General features: G+C 67.4%; 15 protein-coding genes. 7 read left to right on the top strand and 8 right to left on the bottom strand.

Features of this window, described 5'->3' with window-relative positions; translation table 11 throughout:
* Window positions 1-117: 117 nt before the first annotated feature.
* From J2852_RS20890 to J2852_RS20880, 3 genes are all read right to left on the bottom strand, one after another.
* Complete coding sequence (locus J2852_RS20890; RefSeq protein WP_209879146.1) at window positions 118-1,164, bottom strand: ABC transporter substrate-binding protein; 1,047 nt, start codon at window positions 1,162-1,164, stop codon at window positions 118-120.
* A gap of 62 nt (window positions 1,165-1,226) precedes the next feature.
* Window positions 1,227-2,336, bottom strand: a complete 1,110-nt coding sequence (locus J2852_RS20885) for an ABC transporter ATP-binding protein (RefSeq protein ID WP_209879143.1) — start codon at window positions 2,334-2,336, stop codon at window positions 1,227-1,229.
* A 263-nt stretch (window positions 2,337-2,599) separates the two neighbouring features.
* On the bottom strand, window positions 2,600-3,529 hold the full coding sequence (locus tag J2852_RS20880; protein WP_209879140.1) for a LysR substrate-binding domain-containing protein: 930 nt from the start codon (window positions 3,527-3,529) through the stop codon (window positions 2,600-2,602).
* A gap of 120 nt (window positions 3,530-3,649) precedes the next feature.
* Here J2852_RS20880 and J2852_RS20875 point away from each other — a divergent pair, with 120 nt between their 5' ends.
* From J2852_RS20875 to J2852_RS20865, 3 genes are all read left to right on the top strand, one after another.
* Window positions 3,650-4,855, top strand: coding sequence for an acyl-CoA dehydrogenase (locus J2852_RS20875; protein WP_209879137.1), 1,206 nt, complete (start codon window positions 3,650-3,652; stop codon window positions 4,853-4,855).
* A gap of 172 nt (window positions 4,856-5,027) precedes the next feature.
* Window positions 5,028-6,230 (top strand): CaiB/BaiF CoA transferase family protein, encoded by a 1,203-nt coding sequence (locus J2852_RS20870; protein WP_209879135.1) that lies wholly within the window; start codon window positions 5,028-5,030, stop codon window positions 6,228-6,230.
* 84 nt (window positions 6,231-6,314) lie between these two features.
* A complete protein-coding gene (locus J2852_RS20865; RefSeq protein WP_209879132.1) occupies window positions 6,315-7,241 on the top strand; it encodes a DMT family transporter in 927 nt (308 codons plus the stop codon).
* 31 nt (window positions 7,242-7,272) lie between these two features.
* Here the strand turns inward: J2852_RS20865 and J2852_RS20860 are convergent, their stop codons facing one another.
* From J2852_RS20860 to J2852_RS20845, 4 genes are all read right to left on the bottom strand, one after another.
* A complete protein-coding gene (locus tag J2852_RS20860) occupies window positions 7,273-7,737 on the bottom strand; it encodes a PRC-barrel domain-containing protein (protein ID WP_209879129.1) in 465 nt (154 codons plus the stop codon).
* A gap of 62 nt (window positions 7,738-7,799) precedes the next feature.
* Window positions 7,800-8,174 carry a hypothetical protein gene (locus J2852_RS20855; protein ID WP_209879126.1) on the bottom strand — a complete coding sequence of 125 codons (375 nt, stop codon included), beginning with the start codon at window positions 8,172-8,174 and terminating at the stop codon, window positions 7,800-7,802.
* Window positions 8,175-8,181: 7 nt separating this feature from the next.
* A complete protein-coding gene (locus J2852_RS20850) occupies window positions 8,182-9,507 on the bottom strand; it encodes a hypothetical protein (RefSeq protein WP_209879123.1) in 1,326 nt (441 codons plus the stop codon).
* Between the two features lie 3 nt (window positions 9,508-9,510).
* On the bottom strand, window positions 9,511-10,614 hold the full coding sequence (locus J2852_RS20845) for a hypothetical protein (protein WP_209879120.1): 1,104 nt from the start codon (window positions 10,612-10,614) through the stop codon (window positions 9,511-9,513).
* A gap of 188 nt (window positions 10,615-10,802) precedes the next feature.
* On the opposite strand from J2852_RS20845, the gene J2852_RS20840 reads away from it, so the two are divergent.
* On the top strand, window positions 10,803-12,806 hold the full coding sequence (locus tag J2852_RS20840; RefSeq protein ID WP_209879117.1) for an AsmA family protein: 2,004 nt from the start codon (window positions 10,803-10,805) through the stop codon (window positions 12,804-12,806).
* A 43-nt stretch (window positions 12,807-12,849) separates the two neighbouring features.
* Here J2852_RS20840 and J2852_RS20835 read toward each other — a convergent pair whose 3' ends face one another.
* Window positions 12,850-13,698, bottom strand: a complete 849-nt coding sequence (locus tag J2852_RS20835) for a fumarylacetoacetate hydrolase family protein (protein ID WP_209879116.1) — start codon at window positions 13,696-13,698, stop codon at window positions 12,850-12,852.
* 149 nt (window positions 13,699-13,847) lie between these two features.
* Here J2852_RS20835 and J2852_RS20830 point away from each other — a divergent pair, with 149 nt between their 5' ends.
* The 3 genes from J2852_RS20830 to J2852_RS20820 all read left to right on the top strand — a co-directional run bounded on the left by J2852_RS20830 (window position 13,848) and on the right by J2852_RS20820 (window position 16,052).
* Window positions 13,848-14,315, top strand: a complete 468-nt coding sequence (locus tag J2852_RS20830) for a hypothetical protein (protein WP_209879112.1) — start codon at window positions 13,848-13,850, stop codon at window positions 14,313-14,315.
* A gap of 87 nt (window positions 14,316-14,402) precedes the next feature.
* Window positions 14,403-14,750 (top strand): hypothetical protein, encoded by a 348-nt coding sequence (locus tag J2852_RS20825; RefSeq protein WP_246499886.1) that lies wholly within the window; start codon window positions 14,403-14,405, stop codon window positions 14,748-14,750.
* 138 nt (window positions 14,751-14,888) lie between these two features.
* Window positions 14,889-16,052: an aminotransferase gene (locus J2852_RS20820; protein ID WP_209879111.1), complete on the top strand. Its 1,164-nt coding sequence runs from the start codon at window positions 14,889-14,891 to the stop codon at window positions 16,050-16,052.
* Window positions 16,053-16,095: the final 43 nt, after the last annotated feature.

Raw genomic sequence — 16,095 nt, 5'->3', positions numbered from 1 at the left:
GTCGAAAGCGGGCCCCCATCCCGACCTTCCCCCATGCTGCGCACGGGGGAAGGAGCTTTGTGTTCCCTCCCCCGCCGAAGGTGAGGGAGGGTTAGGGTGGGGGCTCGTCTCAGGCGCTTACTTCGCCGCCCACTTGTTGAAGCGCTCGGTCAGGCGGTCGATGTTCTCCAGCCAGAAGCCGGTGTTGATCTCCACCGCGTTCTTCAGGTTCTCCGGAGCGGTCGGGAGATCGGTGAGGACCGCCGGGGCCAGCTTCGCCGGGGCTTCCTTGTTGGAAGTACCGTAGGCGATGTTCTCCGACAGCTTGGCCTGGTTCTCGGCCTTGCCGACGAAGTCCAGGAACTTGTAGGCGGCGTCCTGGTTCGGGCTGCCCTTCAGGATGACCCAGCTGTCGATGGTGTAGAGCGCGCCGTTCCACACCATGCCGAAGTTCTTCTTCTCGGTCTTGTTGGCGGCGTCGATGCGGCCGTTGTAGACCGAGGTCATCGCCACTTCGCCCGAGGCGAGGAGCTGCGGCGGCTGGGCGCCGGCCTTCCACCAGACGATGTCGTTCTTGATGCTGTCGAGCTTCTTGAACGCGCGCTCCAGGCCCTCTTCGGTGCCCAGAACCTTGTAGACGTCGGCCGGGGCGACGCCGTCGGCCATCAGCGCGATCTCAAGGGTGGTCTTGGCGCCCTGGCGCAGGCCGCGCTTGCCCGGGAACTTCTTGGTGTCGAAGAAGTCGGCCCAGCTCTTCGGCGCGTCCTTGATCTTGTCCTTGTCGTAGCCGAGGACGAAGTCATAGACGATGGCGCCGACGCCGCAGGGATCGACCGTCTGCGGCAGGTAAGCCTGCTCGCCGCCGATCTTCGAATAGTTGATCTTCTCGAACAGGCCTTCCTCGCAACCGAGCGCCAGTTCCTCGCTCTCGACCTGGACCACGTCCCAGGTGGCCGCACCGCCCTGCACCTTGGCGCGCAGCACGCCGATGCCGCCGTCCCAGGACTCGTCGTTCATCGGAACGCCGGTCTTCTTGAACGGCTCGAAATAGACCTTCTTCTGCGCTTCCTGATAAGCGCCGCCCCACGACACGACGGTCAGGTCGCGGGCCTGAGCGGCGGAGGCCAGCGCGACGCCGGCGGTGAGAGTCGCAACGAACCCGAGTGCCACCTTAAGCTTCGACATCGTTCCCCGTTCCTTCTTTTCTCTATGGTTGCGTTGGGAGGTAGTGCGCCCTGTCGCACTGCTTAGACGGGATCGAGAGCCCGGCAGTCCTCGGGACGGAAGGTGATCGACACGGCCTGGCCGTGGCCGAGCGCGGCGTGGGCGCCGGGCGGCAGCTTGACCATGAACTCGCCGTTGCCGGCGACCTGCAGAATGGCCAGCGCGTGGTCGCCGAGGTAGATGGTGTCCTGCACCGTGGCGGGCAGGCGGTTCGGGCTGTCGGTCGCCTCGCCGTCCATCAGGATGGAGATGCGCTCCGGCCGGATCGACAGCGCGGTCGCCGCACCGCTGCCGGCCACGTTGACCGCTTGCGCCACGACCGATCCGCCGGCGGCCAGCGCCACGCGGCAGTAGCCCTGTTCGATATTCTCAACGCTTCCGTGCAGAACGTTGTTCTCGCCGATGAAGTTGGCGACGAAGCTGTTCACCGGGCGCTCGTACAGCGCGTCGGGCCGGTCGATCTGCTGCACGATGCCGTCGTTGAACACGGCGATGCGGTCCGACATGGTCAGCGCCTCGCTCTGGTCGTGGGTGACGTAGACGACGGTGATGCCCATCGTCTCGTGCAGGTGCTTGATCTCCAGCTGCATGTGCTCGCGCAGGCGCTTGTCCAGCGCGCCCAGCGGCTCGTCCATCAGCACCAGCTGCGGGTTGAAGACCAGCGCGCGGGCCAGCGCCACGCGCTGCTGCTGGCCGCCGGACAACTGGCCCGGCCGCCGGTGGGCGAGGTTCTCCAGCTTGATCATGCGCAGCGCCGCCTGCACGCGGTCCTTGATTTCCGCCTTCGGCGTCTTGCGGACGGTCAGCGGGAAGGCGACGTTCTCTTCGATGGTCAGGTGCGGGAACAGCGCGTAGTTCTGGAACACCATGCCGATGTCGCGCTTGTGCGGCGGCATGTTCTTGATCGGCCGGTCGGCCAGGAAAATCTCGCCGTGGGTCGGCACCTCGAACCCGGCCAGCATCATCAGCGTGGTCGTCTTGCCGGAGCCCGACGGGCCGAGCAGCGTCAGAAACTCGCCCTTCCGAATGTCGAGGTCGAGGTTCTTCACCACCAGATGCTCGCCGTCGTAGGTCTTCTGCACCCCGACGAACCGCACCAATGCCTGCGTCGACGCGACCATGCCGCCGTCCATACATCTCTCCCCGTCCGAGCGACGCGGCGCGGGGGTCAGGATCGGCTCAAGGGCCCCCGGCTCACGCCCGTTTGTCATGCCCCAGACGGTATACGCGTTTAATAAATTCGACAAGGCCGTTGCACATGTCCTGGTCAATCAAACGGCTTGCCGAATTATTGTGCAGGTGCGAAGGCGATGCCCGCGCTTTGCCCGCAAGTGTGCTCTTTCCTTAGACGGTTGAGAAGACCGACTTTGGGAGGGGCGGAGGGACGGGAGTACCGCTATTCGCCGAGTCGGGCCCCGAGTCCCGCCTCGATTTCCCTGACGATTCGGGCCACGAGATCCGTGAAGTTCCGCACCAGGGGCGACCTTTCGCCGCTGCGCTGGGCCAGCTGAAGCGTCGTGAAAGCGTCTTCGCGGTCGAGCGGACGGTACACGACCCCCTCCAGAGCCACCTGTCGCAGCTGTGCGGGAAGAATCGACACGCCCAGCCCGGCGGCGATCAGCCCAATGATCGTGAAGGCCTCGCGGGCGTCCTGCGTCACGTTGGGGCGGAATCCGGCGGTGGCGCACAGCGCGAAGACCTGCTCGTGCGTGCTGGTGCCGAAATCGGCGGGGTAGAAGACGAAGGGCTCGTCGCGCAACGCGGTCAGCGGAACGACATCCAGCGCGGCCAACGGATGGTCGGCGCGCATGACCGCCAGCAGCGGCTCGCGCACCACCGTGTGAAAGGCGAAGGCGGACGGGTCGGGGACGTTGCGCGGCTCCCGGATGAATCCGACGTCCAGCCGGTGCTCGGCGAGCGCCGTCAACTGTTGTTTGGAGGGAAGCTCGACCAGCGTCAGGTGCACGTCGGGGCGGGCGCGCCGGTAGGCGTCGATGATGCGCGGCACCACGGGCAGGGTGGGAGCGGCGGCGGTGAAGCCGACGCGCAGTTCCCCGACCTCGCCACGGGCGGCGCGGCGGGTCAGCACGACGGCGCGCTCGGCGCGGGCCAGGATCGCGCGCGCCTCGTCGAGCAGGAGCTGGCCGGGTTCGGTCAGTTCGACCCGGCGCTTGGTGCGTTCGAACAGGCGGGCGCCGAGTTCGGTTTCCAGCGCCTGGATCGACTGGCTGAGCGGCGGCTGCCCGATGCCGAGGCGCGCGGCGGCGCGGCTGAAATGCAGTTCTTCGGCGACGGCGACGAAGTGGCGGAGATGGCGCAGATCCATGGCGAACACTTATATGCAGGGCATATGAATATCGCCAAAGAAATGTATTTGATCCATGAAAGGGACTTTGCCAATTTTGGGCGCACAGGCACCTAGGTACGAGACATCGGGGAGTGAATCATGGCAGCCAAGACCGGGGCCGCGTCGGCCAAGCTCGCGTCGTTCAACTGGGAAGACCCGTTCCTGCTCGATGAGCAGCTGACGGAAGATGAGCGGATGATCCGCGACGCCGCGCGGGCCTACTGCCAGGAAAAGCTCCTGACGCGCGTGACCGAGGCGAACCGCCATGAGGTCTTCCACCGCGAGATCATGAACGAAATGGGCGAGCTGGGCTTCCTCGGCTCGACCATCGACGGCTACGGCTGCGCGGGCGTGAACTACGTCTCCTACGGCCTCGTCGCCCGTGAGGTGGAGCGGGTGGACAGCGGCTACCGCTCGGCCATGTCGGTGCAGTCCTCGCTGGTCATGCACCCGATCTACGCCTACGGCTCCGAGGAGCAGCGCCAGAAGTACCTGCCGAAGCTCGCCACCGGCGAGTGGGTCGGCTGCTTCGGCCTGACCGAGCCGGACGCCGGTTCCGACCCGGCCGGCATGAAGACCCGCGCCAAGTCGGTGGACGGCGGCTACATCCTGACCGGCTCGAAGATGTGGATCACCAACTCGCCCATCGCCGACGTGTTCGTCGTGTGGGCGAAGAATGACGCCGGCAAGATCACCGGCTTCGTGCTGGAAAAGGGCATGAAGGGCCTGTCCGCGCCGAAGATCGAGGGCAAGTTCTCGCTCCGCGCCTCGACCACCGGCGAGATCGTCATGGACGAGGTGTTCGTGCCGGAGGAGAACCGCCTGCCGAACATCGAGGGTCTGGCCGGTCCGTTCGGCTGCCTGAACCGGGCGCGCTACGGCATCGCCTGGGGCGCCATGGGTGCCGCCGAATTCTGCTTCCACGCCGCGCGCCAGTACCAGCTTGACCGCAAGCAGTTCGGCCGTCCGCTGGCCGCGAACCAGATCCCGCAGCTGAAGCTCGCCAACATGGAGACGGAGATCGCGCTGGGCCTTCAGGCCGCGCTGCGCGTCGGCCGCCTGATGGACGAGGGCAAGGCCGCGCCGGAGATGATCTCGCTCATCAAGCGCAACAACTGCGGCAAGGCCCTGGAGATCGCCCGCGTCGCCCGCGACATGCACGGTGGCAACGGCATCGCCGACGAGTTCCACGTGATCCGTCACGTCATGAACCTGGAGGCGGTGAACACCTACGAGGGCACGCACGACGTGCACGCCCTGATCCTTGGCCGCGCCATCACCGGGTTGCAGGCCTTCACGGGCTGACGGATCGCTCCCTCTCCCTTTCGGGGAGAGGGATATCCAAACCGCCTTTCTCTCGTCATTCCCGCGAAAGCGGGAATCCAGGGCATTTCGGCAACGTTCCGGTCTGCCCTGGATCCCCGCCTTCGCGGGGATGACGGATTAGTCTCTCCTGTGAAGAGAGTGGATGTCGATCATGCCCGGCCCCTTGTCCCACGTTCGCGTTCTGGAACTGTCCCGTGTGCTGGCCGGGCCGTGGGCGGCGCAGACGCTGGCCGACCTCGGGGCCGACGTCATCAAGGTCGAGCGGCCGGGCGCCGGTGACGACACCCGCGCCTGGGGACCGCCCTGGGCCGGGGACCAGTCGGCCTATTTCCTGTCCACCAACCGGGGCAAGCGGTCGATCACCATCGACTTCGAGAATCCGGAGGGTCAGGAGCTTGTGCGCAAGCTGGCCGCCCAGGCCGACGTGGTCATCGAAAACTTCAAGGTCGGCGGGCTGGTCAAGTACGGGCTCGATTACGAGAGCCTGAAGGCGATCAACCCGCGCCTCGTCTACTGCTCGATCACCGGCTTCGGGCAGGACGGGCCGTACGCCAAGCGTGCCGGCTACGACTTCATGATCCAGGGCATGGGCGGGCTGATGAGCATCACCGGCCTGCCGGACGGCGAGCCGGGCGCCGGGCCGGTCAAGGTCGGCGTCGCGGTGACCGACATCTTCACCGGCCTCTACGCCACCATCGGCGTGCTGGGGGCGCTCAACCACCGCGACCGGACGGGCGAGGGGCAGTGGGTGAACCTCGCGCTGCTCGACGTGCAGGTGGCGGTGCTGGCCAATCAGGCGATGAACTGCCTGGTCGGCGGCAAGCCGCCGCAGCGGCTCGGCAACGCGCATCCGAACATCGTGCCCTATCAGGCGTTCCCGACGCAGGACGGCTACATCATCCTGGCGGTCGGCAACGACGGGCAGTTCGCCAAATTCTGTCAGGTGGCCGGCCGGCCCGATCTGGCGGCGGACGAGCGCTACGCCACCAACCCCGCGCGCGTCGCCCACCGCAAGGAACTGGTACCGATCATCGAGGAACTGCTGACGCAACGCCCCAGCCGCGACTGGCTGGATGCGCTGGAAGCGGTCGGCGTGCCCTGCGGGCCGATCAACGATCTGGCCCAGGTCTTCGCCGATCCGCACGTGCAGGCCCGGCGCATCCACCAGGATTTGCCGCATCCGGACCTCGGCACCGTGCCGACGGTGGCGAGCCCCATCCGCTATTCCGCCACGCCCATCGAGCATGTGGTCGCTCCACCGACGCTCGGGCAGCACACGGACGCGGTGCTGGGCGAGGCGCTCGGCCTATGCGCGGCGGACATCGCGGCCCTGCGGGATAAGGGCGTGATCTGAGCGCCGACAAACGTTCATTGTGCTGGCTCCCACCCAACCCTCCCCCATCCTCGACGGGGGAGGGCTTTTTCTTGCCCATGGATCATGACACCCACTTCCGCCACCTCCGCCGCCGCTTCCGACAGCCGCATGGGCATCCTGATGATGCTGCTGGGCATGTCGCTGTTCACCGTCAACGACGCGCTGGGCAAGTGGCTGGTCAGCGAATATCCGGTCGCCATGCTGCTGGCGATCCGCAGCCTGTTCGGTGCGGTGCTGCTGGCCCCGATGATCTGGCGGGAGGGCGTGCGCGCCGTCTTCGCGGTGGACCGGCTGCCGTTGCATCTTCTGCGCGTCGGCTGCGTGACGGGGGAGGTCGCCTGCTTCTACTGGGCGGTGCGCGACCTGCCGCTCGCCAACGTCATGACCATCTACATGGCGGCGCCGCTGATCGTCACGGCGCTGTCGGTGCCGCTGCTCGGCGAGAAGGTCGGCTGGCGGCGCTGGGCGGCGGTGCTGGTGGGCTTCGTCGGCGTGGTGGTCGTGCTGAACCCCACCGGGCAGTTCGACCCGATCCCGTCGCTGGTGGCCCTGCTGGGGACGGTCATCTTCTCGTCCGGCATGATCATCACGCGGCTGCTGCGCCGGTCGAGCAACCTGACGCTGGTCAGCTTCCAGACCTTCGGCACGGGACTTCTCGGCGCCGCCGCGCTGCCCACGGTGTGGGTGCCGCCGCCGGGGCTGGATTTCGTCCTGCTGGGGGCCTTGGGAATCACGGCGCTGGCCGGGCACGCGGCGATGAACCGCTCGCTCCAGCTCAGCCCGGCGGCGGTGGTCGTGCCGTTCCAGTACGTGTCCATCGTGTGGGCGGTGGTGCTCGACCTTCTGGTCTGGGGCACGGCGCCGACGCTGCGCATCATGGCCGGCGCGCTGCTGATCATCGGCAGCGGGCTGTTCGTCTTCTACCGCGAACAGAGACTCAGCCGGGGCGCTGCGGCCGAGGCCAATTCCAGCCTCGGCCCAGCGGAATGACCATCACGGAATGATCATTGCGGAATGACCGTCACCGCAGCGGCTTGATGTCCGGATCGACGCCGGCGGCGGCCGGCACGTCGGGATCGTACTTCGGCTTTTCCTTCAACTGGTCGCGGGTGGCGTTGACCGTCACCTGCTTGCCGTCGAGGGAGACCTGCACGTCGCTCCACGGCACGGCCACCTGATTGGCGCCAAGGCCGGCCAGCGTGCCCCATTCCACGACCATGCCGGCCACCTTGCCGTCCGGGCGGACCAGCAGGTTTTCCACGTCGCCGACCTCCTGGCCCTGCGGGTCCTTCACCTTCTGGCCGATCAGATGCTCCAGCTGCCGGGCCATGGCGTTCTCGGCGTAGGGCTTGCGGGCGACGGCGGGGTCGCGCTTGGTGGTCAGGTCGGGGCTTTCGTGAATCTTGTCCGTTATCGATCCCTGCGCCCATCCGGCGGACGGCAGGGCGACGGCCAAGGCCGCCGCGACGGTTAGAACGAAGCGCATCGCTTTTCCCTCCACGGACTTCGGACTTTGTCCGGAAACCCGCCGGGGCGGGGGTGGGTTCCTCAGAAGGGGAAGAAGTGGGGCTCCAGACGAACGGGAATAGGCTCGACAGCCGTCCAGCCGTGCCGGCGGATTGCGTCGTTGGAGTCCACCGGCTTGCGGCCGGGGGCGAGCGACCATGTGACGTGCCATGTCGAGCCGTCCCGCCGGGCGGTCGTGCCGCCGATGGACAAAACGAGGGCCTGGACGCCCGCGCCGTCGTCGGCGATCCCGACGACGGTGCCGCCGGTTTCCTTGGGCAGGGGATGGTTGGTCGGGACGTTGAACGCCGCCGTCACATGGTGGGCGACGGTGCGGGCGTAGGCGGCCGGGAAGAGCGCCAGCAGGCGGGCGCGTTCGTCCTCCGGCAATTTCCAGCCCACATACCCCTTGCGCATCACGCGGTCAGCGGCGGCCCGTGTTTAAAATTTCGTCCATGATCTGGTTCGCCTCGGCCGGTCCGGCAATCAGCTCGATCATGCGGATGGCCGTGTAGCCGGCCCGCGCGTTGCCGGTCGCCCCGCCCCCGTTCGCCCCGTTACCGAGCGCCTGACGGGCGGTGTCGGTGAGGGAGGCCGTGGTCTTCTGGGTCACCGCCTTCAACTCGCCGCGCAGGCCCAGCGTGTCGGCGATGGTCGCGCATTTGCGCAGCGCCCGCGCCTGATTTTCGGCCTGAAGCATCTGGTCCCGGTCGTTCCCGCCCCCCGACAGCGTGCCGAGTGCTGCGAGGATGCCGCTTTCCGCCCCGTCGAGCAGCTGTGCGCGCACCATGTCGTGCACCGAACCCCGGATGGACTTCAGGCGCTGGTCGAATTCCTTGTTGCGGCTCTGCTCCATGGCGGAGCGGGTAGCCTCCAGGCTGGCCATCAGATCGACGGCGAGGTTGGCCACCGCCATGCGGTCGGTGCCGCCGGCCGGGGAGCCCGTCATGGCGCGGGAGCGCTCCTCGATCTGCGCCACCACCGTGCCGCTGAGGTCGAGGAAGAGGGCGGCGCGGTCGCTGGGTTTCTGGCCCAAATCCATGCTCCACAGGCCGCCCAGCAGGATCGACGGGTCGGACAGGCGCGCCGCCGCCAGCAGGATGAAGATCTTCACCGCCTCCGGCCGGCCGCGCGCGATGGTGCGGCCGATGGTCTGGATAGCGTCCAGATGGTCCTTGTGCAGCTTCGCCACCGGCTTCGGCCCGACCGCGGCCTTGAGGTCGAGGACGGCGGGGGCGATGGCCAGGATATGGGTGATATCCTGGATCGTGCGGATGCGCTCCGGATTCAGGCGAACGTCGAGATCGTCGGTGAAGCGGCCGGTCTCCAGCCCGTTGGCGATCTCGGCCACGGCCTGCGCCGCCTCGGCCCAGAAGGCAAGGGTTTGCTCCTTCTGCCCGTCTCCACCGTTCAGCGCGGCCTGGAAGGTGCGCAGGCGGTCCTTGCCGATCTGCGCCTCGACCAGCGGCCACAGGCTGTTCACCAGACCGCGTTCGACGGTGTTCAACGGGGCCGGCTCGTCGCCGGAAAGCGCCTGGAACAGATCCTCGAACGGTTCGCAGAACAGGCGCTTGAAGGTCGGCCGGCGCTTCGGCCGCAGCTCCTTCAGGCGCGGCCGGATCATGGAGAAGGTCTGCTGGACCTCCGGATGGTCGCCCATGTGCCCCAGCAGATCGACGACCTGCCGGAACCGGTTGTCGTCGATGTCCAGCAGCTTGGTGCCGAGGCTGAGGAGGGCGTGCGCTTCCATGGGTCAGGCCGCCTTTGCCTTGATGGCTTCGATGCGCATGACGAGATCCACGTCCAGCTGTCCGCTGCGCCAGTCCACATAGGCCCGGACGGAGCGGCGGTTGGCCGCCAGCACGCGGTCGGCGTCCAGCGCCTGATCGGCGGCGCCCTCGTCCTTGGGCAGCAGCGGCAGGACGCGGAAAAGCTCGTGCACTGTCATGTCCTGCTCGTACCGGCTCTTGCCCTGGACCTCGTTCCAGGCGGTCATGATGAACTCCCACCCGTCGAGCAGCCAGGACAGGCGCGTTGCCGCCCGGCGCACCAGAACCCGCTTGGCGTCCCACTGGCGCAGCAGCACCTCGAAGGCGGCCACGGCCTGATCGAGCTGGCCGACCACGTTGCGGACGTGGTTCAGCGTGTGCTCGGCCACCTCGGCGCAGAAACCGCCGATGGGGGCGGCTTCGGACACGTTGTCGGTGGCCCAGTCGGTCATGCTGTCGCGGAAAGCCGCCAAATCGCGCATCATGCGGCGCAGGCGGGCGGGCTTGGGCGAGCTGGCAATGCCCACCGGCTCCAGATAGACGGCCAGTTCGGCAACGCGGGAATACAGCTCGGTCGGTTCGATGGACAGGCTGTGCGCCGCCTTGATCATGTAGGTGCGGGTCAGGCGCTGCCCTTCCGCCGACGTCAGGCCGGCGCGCAGGATGTCGGACGATTCCAGGCCGACCGCCTTCAGAACCTCCACGATCAGCTGGAAATTGATGAGCAGGCGCTGCTCGTCGTCGTCCCGAAGGGCGGCATCGGCCGCTTCCACGGCCAGCGGGCCGGCGAGGCCGCAACGGGCGGCTTCCAGCACGGCCTTGCGGATGTCCTCGGGCGAGCAGCCCTCGCCCTTGACGATCAGGTCCTGCAGCATGCGGTCGTGGGTGGTCATCGGAAAGGCCAGCGGCAGGCCCTTCCACGGCACGACATAGACCCCGCGCCCCTCCGACAGGTTGGGGATCAGCACTTCCAGCTGGTCGCGGCTGTCCTTGCGCACGCGGGTCTGGGCCAGCACGGGCGTGGTGAAGGCCACGGCGGCGCCACGCTCCTCGAAGGTGGACGGGGCGAAATTCGTCAGTGATCGCATGGTCTTGAAACCGGCCGTCGGTGCGGAATCGTTGAATCGGCCGATCAAACCGCCATTGCTTCAATTTTTCGTTAAATTACGTACACAAGCAATGCATCTACTGCTCGGGCGGCCCATTGGAGGTAGCGTGCCACACCAATGCCCTCTTGCCCGTTAAGTAGCCGGGCATGGACAGGAGGGCGCGGCGCATGGCCGTGTTGAAATGGATCGGTCTCGGGCTTCTGGGACTTGTCGTGTTGGTGGTGGCGGGTGCCGGGATCGCGGTCGCCGTGTTCGACTGGAACGACGCGCGCGGCTTCATCGCGCGGCAGGCGTCCAAGGCGCTGAACCGCGAGGTCGCCATCGACGGCGATCTGAAGGTCAAGCTTGGCGATCCGATCATCATCCATGTCGAAGGCCTGCGCGTCGCCAACACCGACTGGAGCGACGAGAAGACCATGGCGGAGCTGAAGGTGCTGGACGCCAAGCTGCGCCTGTGGCCGCTGCTGCGCGGCGATTACGAGTTCCCGGAAATCCGCCTGTCGGCACCCAAGCTGGTGCTGGAAAAGAACAAGGACGGCGAGCCGAACTGGAACTTCGGCGGTCCGGACGCCCGCAAGGAGGTGGCCAAGGACACCGTGAAGCCGGAAGACCGGGGCGATATTCCAATCATCGAAAGCCTGTTGGTGGAAGACGGTCGCCTCCGCTACCGCGATCCGACCAGCGAGATCGACATCGACAGCGGTCTCAGCACGGCGGTTGGCGGCAACGGGGACGAGCAGGTCAAGCTGGACGGCAAGGGCAACTTTGCCGGCAAGCCCTTCACCCTGCTGGCCGAGGGCGGCTCGCTGCAATACCTGCGCGACAACCCCAAGCCCTACCCGCTGAAGGTGCAGACCGCCGTCGGCAAGACGAAGGGCAAGATCGAAGGCTCCATCGCCGAGCCGGTGAAGCTGGAAGGCGTGGACCTGTCCGTGGAACTCAGCGGCGACGATCTGGCCGACGTGTTCCCGATCCTTGGCATTCCCACCCCGAAGACCCGGCCCTACAGCCTTGCCGGCCATCTGGGGCGCGAGGGTCAGGTTTGGCGCTTCGATGGCATGAAGGGCAAGGTCGGGGAAAGCGACCTGTCCGGCACCGTGGCCGTGGACCTCGGCGGCGAGCGGCCGAAGATCACCGGTGATCTGACCTCCAAACGGCTGGCGGCCGTGGACATGGCGGGCTTTGTCGGCGCCTCGCCGGAGGGTAAGGGCCACTACCCGACCAAGGGGTCGGATCGCATCCTGCCCGCCACCGCCATCCCGACCGAGAAGCTGCGCACCGCCGACATGGACGTGAAGTTCCGGGGCGAACGGGTGGAGGCGCCCTTCTCGCCGCTGGACGACATCGACGCGCACATCAGGCTGGAGAACGGCAAGCTGACCGCCGACCCGCTGGCGCTGGGCGTCGGCGGCGGGCGGATCGCCGGCACTACGGTTCTGGACGGCAGCCAAAAGGTGCCGACGCTGCGCTCGAACCTGGAGGTGCGGCAGGTCAAGCTCGCCCAGCTGTTCCGCGAAACCTCCTTCGCCAAGGAGATGGGCGGCACGGCGGCCGGGCGCATCCAGCTGACCGGCAAGGGTTCGACGGTGGCGGACATCCTGGCTTCGGCCGACGGCAAGCTCGGCGTCGCGGTGGACGGCGGGCGCATCACCAGCCTCGCCGTCAAGGGCCTGAAGACGAACATCCTGGAGACGCTGGGCGTGGTCCTGTCCGGGGACAAGCCGCTGCCCTTCAACTGCATGGTCGCCGATCTGGCGGTCGAAAACGGCGTGGTGAAGAGCAACGCGCTGGTGCTCGACACGCCGGAGACGGTGGTGACCGCCGACGGCACCATCAACCTGAAGAACGAGGCCCTGGGCCTGCGCGTTCTCGGCCGGGCCAAGAAGCCGCAGGTCTTCGCGACGCACGTTCCCGTGAACGTACGCGGCACGCTGGGCGACCCGGACATCGGCGTGGAAGCCGGGGAGTCCGCGGCGCGTGGTGCCGCGGCGGTGGCACTGGGTGTGTTGCTGACCCCGCTCGCCAGCGTTCTGCCCTTCCTCGATCCCGGCAGCGACGAGCAGCCGCATTGCGGCCAGCTGATCAACAACGCCCGCTCGCCGGCCAAGTCGAACAACAACGCCGGCAGTTCCGGAAACGGCGGGAAGCAGCCGTCCGGCAAGTCGCAGTAAGGCGCCCCCTTTCTCCCGGCCGTGCCGGGAGAAGGGGGGAATTTCACCCCTCCCAGGCGCGGACGGACTGCCGCTGTTCGCCCAAGCCGTCGATGCCGAGGCGCATGGTCTGGCCGGGCTGCAGCCAGGGGTGCGGTTTGCGGCCCAGCGCCACGCCCTGCGGTGTGCCGGTGGCGATGACGTCGCCGGGCAGCAGGGTCATGAAGCGGCTGATGTAGGACACCACCTCGGCAACGCTGAAGATCATGTCGGCGGTGTTGCTGTCCTGCATGGGCTGGCCGTCCACCTCCAGCCACAGGCGCAGGGTCTGCGGGTCCGGCACCTCGTCGCGGGTGACCAGCCAGGGGCCGAGCGGGCAGAAGCTGTCGGCACTCTTGCCCTTCACCCACTGGCCGGTGCTCTCGATCTGGAAGGCGCGCTCCGACACGTCGTTGACGACGCAGTAGCCGGCGATGTGGTCGAACGCGTCGGCCTGATCGACGTAGCGGGCGGTGCGTCCGATCACCACGCCCAGCTCGACCTCCCAGTCCAGCTTGGTGGAGTCGCGCGGCGCGATCACCGGGTCGTTGGGGCCGCTGATGGAGGTGGTCGCCTTCATGAACAGCACCGGTTCCTTCGGCTCCGCCAGGCCGGATTCGGCGGCGTGGGCGCGGTAGTTCAGGCCGACGCAGACCACCTTGGACACGCCCGCCACGCACGGGCCGATGCGCGTGCCGTCCGGCACCCGCGCCAGACGTTCCGTATCCAGCGCGCGGAGCGTGGCCAGCGTCTCGTCCGACAGGGCCGCCGGGCCGACGTCGGAGATCACGCCGGACAGGTCGCGGATGGTGCCGTCCTTGTCCAGAAGGCCGGGGCGCTCGTGGCCCGGCGGGCCGTAACGCAGAAGCTTCATGTGGCTAACCCTTCCCGTCCCGGTGGTTGAGGCCTGCCTCTCCCCGGGAATTCTATGGTTTCGACTGCGGACGATAAGGCGATGTTCCGCTGCTCGTCCGTCTGGTGTACCTTTTTTCGAGGGTAGGGGAAACCAGACGGGAGGCGGACATGCCGGTGTGGCGCCGTTACCTCGTGAAGGAGACATCCGGCCGGCTGGTCGAGTTGCCGAGCGGCCTGTACGACCGCGCCGACGATGGCACCGCGCCCATCCCGGACTATGCCGGACGCTGCGTCGAGGTCGTCGCCGCCGTCCTGGTGGGTGAACAGGGCGCCGTGCCGCGTCTGGCGGAGGTCGCCTTCACCAAGCTCTATTTCGACCAGTCCGGCTATGTGGACACCGCCAAGCGGGACCGGATGATCCGCCTGATGCTGGAGAGCTGTGCCGACCGACGCTGCCCGGCCGCCGGGAGGCACCCGCCTCAGTCCAAATGCGCCATCCTCGCCCGCCGCGCCAGCGCCGCCCGCGACGAGCTGAGCCGAGAATTCGGCTGGGAACCGGCCCCGGCAGAGGTCAGCGCGGCGCTCAACCACCTCGACCCGCAGCCTGTGCAAAAAGGGAGACCGACGCTCCACTGAGGGGGCACCGGCGGGGAGGGTCCCTGTTCTCCGTGGCGGACCGCCCCCATATCGCGGTGGTCCAACGGAAAAGGCACCCCCCACCTGATGCGTCCCTTCGCCCGCGCCCGAACCCTGTCCTTCGCCCGCGTTCGGCAGCTGGCTCTGATCGGCATGGGCTGGACCATCATCGGTCTGGGCGCGCTGATGTCTCCGCTTCCGGGGCCGTTCGGGCTGCCTGTTGCCATCGTCGGCGGCATCATTCTGCTGCGCAATTCGGCCAGCGCGCGCCGCCAGTTCGTGCGCTTGAAACGCCGCTACCCCCGCCTCTTCCGGCCGGTCGAGCGCATCCTTCAGAAGCTGCGGCGGCGGAGCAGGGCTGCTGATGGAAGGCCGACGGGCGCAGGCGCAGCCCAAGAACGCGCGCGCTTCGCATGGATGCGGATCGGCCGTTGATGCCGAAAGCGTAACCGGGTCGCGGGAACAGCGGAAGAACACGGCCGGGGAAACGCATGGCTCTCCGGCATCCGCCGGGGCTGGACAGCCGTTCGCGGCTGCGGCAATCCTGTTCGCTTCTGTGGACTGGAGGCTGTGGTGAAGTCCGGCAACGCGATCCTGTCGAGCTTTGGTACGACGATTTTCGAGGTGATGTCCCGCCTGTCCGAGGAGCATGGGGCGATCAACCTCGGGCAAGGCTTTCCCGACGACCGGGGGCCGGCCGACGTGCTGGAGGCGGCGTCCAAGGCGCTGCTGGAGGGGTGGAACCAGTATCCCTCGATGATGGGCACGCCGGACCTGCGGCAGGCTCTGGCCGCTCATGGCAAGCGCTTCTACGACCTGGACATCGATTGGAAGACGGAGGTGATGGTGACCTCCGGCGCCACCGAGGCGCTGACCGCCTGCCTGCTCGGCCTCATCAATCCGGGCGACGAGGTGGTGCTGTTCCAGCCCATGTACGACAGCTATCTGCCCATCGTGCGGCTGGCCGGCGGCGTGCCGCGATTCGTCAGCCTGAAGGCCCCGGACTGGAGCTTCACCCGCGACGATCTTGAGGCGGTCTTCTCGCCCAAGACCAAGCTGGTGCTCATCAACGACCCACTGAACCCGGCGGCCAAGGTGTTCTCGCGCGCCGAGCTGGAGCTGATCGCGGAGTTCGTGCAGCGGTTCGACGCGCTGGCCGTCTGCGACGAGGTGTACGAGCACATCGTCTTCGACGGGCGCCGGCACATCCCGCTGATGACGCTGCCGGGCATGCGCGACCGCTGTCTGAAGATTGGTTCGGCCGGCAAGACCTTCTCGCTGACGGGCTGGAAGGTCGGCTACGTCACCGCCGCCCCGCACCTGTTGCAGCCGGTCGCCAAGGCGCACCAGTACATCACCTTCACCACCGCGCCGAACCTCCAGACCGCCGTCGCTTATGGGCTGGGCAAGGAAGACGCCTATTTCACCGGCCTTGCCTCGGGTTTGCAGGCCAAGCGCGACCGGCTGGCCGAAGGGCTGCGGGCGGTCGGATTCGACGTGCTGCCCTCGGCCGGGACCTACTTCGTGGTGGCCGACGTGTCGCCCTTCGGCTTTGACGGCGACGACCAGGACTTCTGCCGCAAGCTGACCGCCGAGGCCGGGGTGACCGCGATTCCCGTCAGCGCCTTCTTCGTCCAGGACGCGCCAAGAAGCTGCATCCGCTTCTGTTTCTCCAAGAAGGACGAGATCCTTGACGCAGCGGTTGAGCGGCTGAAGGCGCACTTCGCGCGCGGCTGACCATCTGCGGCAAATTGGCAACGAGCGATTGGAAGTACGCCTC

This window comes from Azospirillum soli (assembly GCF_017876165.1).
Classification (GTDB): domain Bacteria; phylum Pseudomonadota; class Alphaproteobacteria; order Azospirillales; family Azospirillaceae; genus Azospirillum; species Azospirillum soli.
Note: the sequence above shows the minus strand (reverse complement) of the source record. Positions and strands in the feature narration are given on the sequence as shown.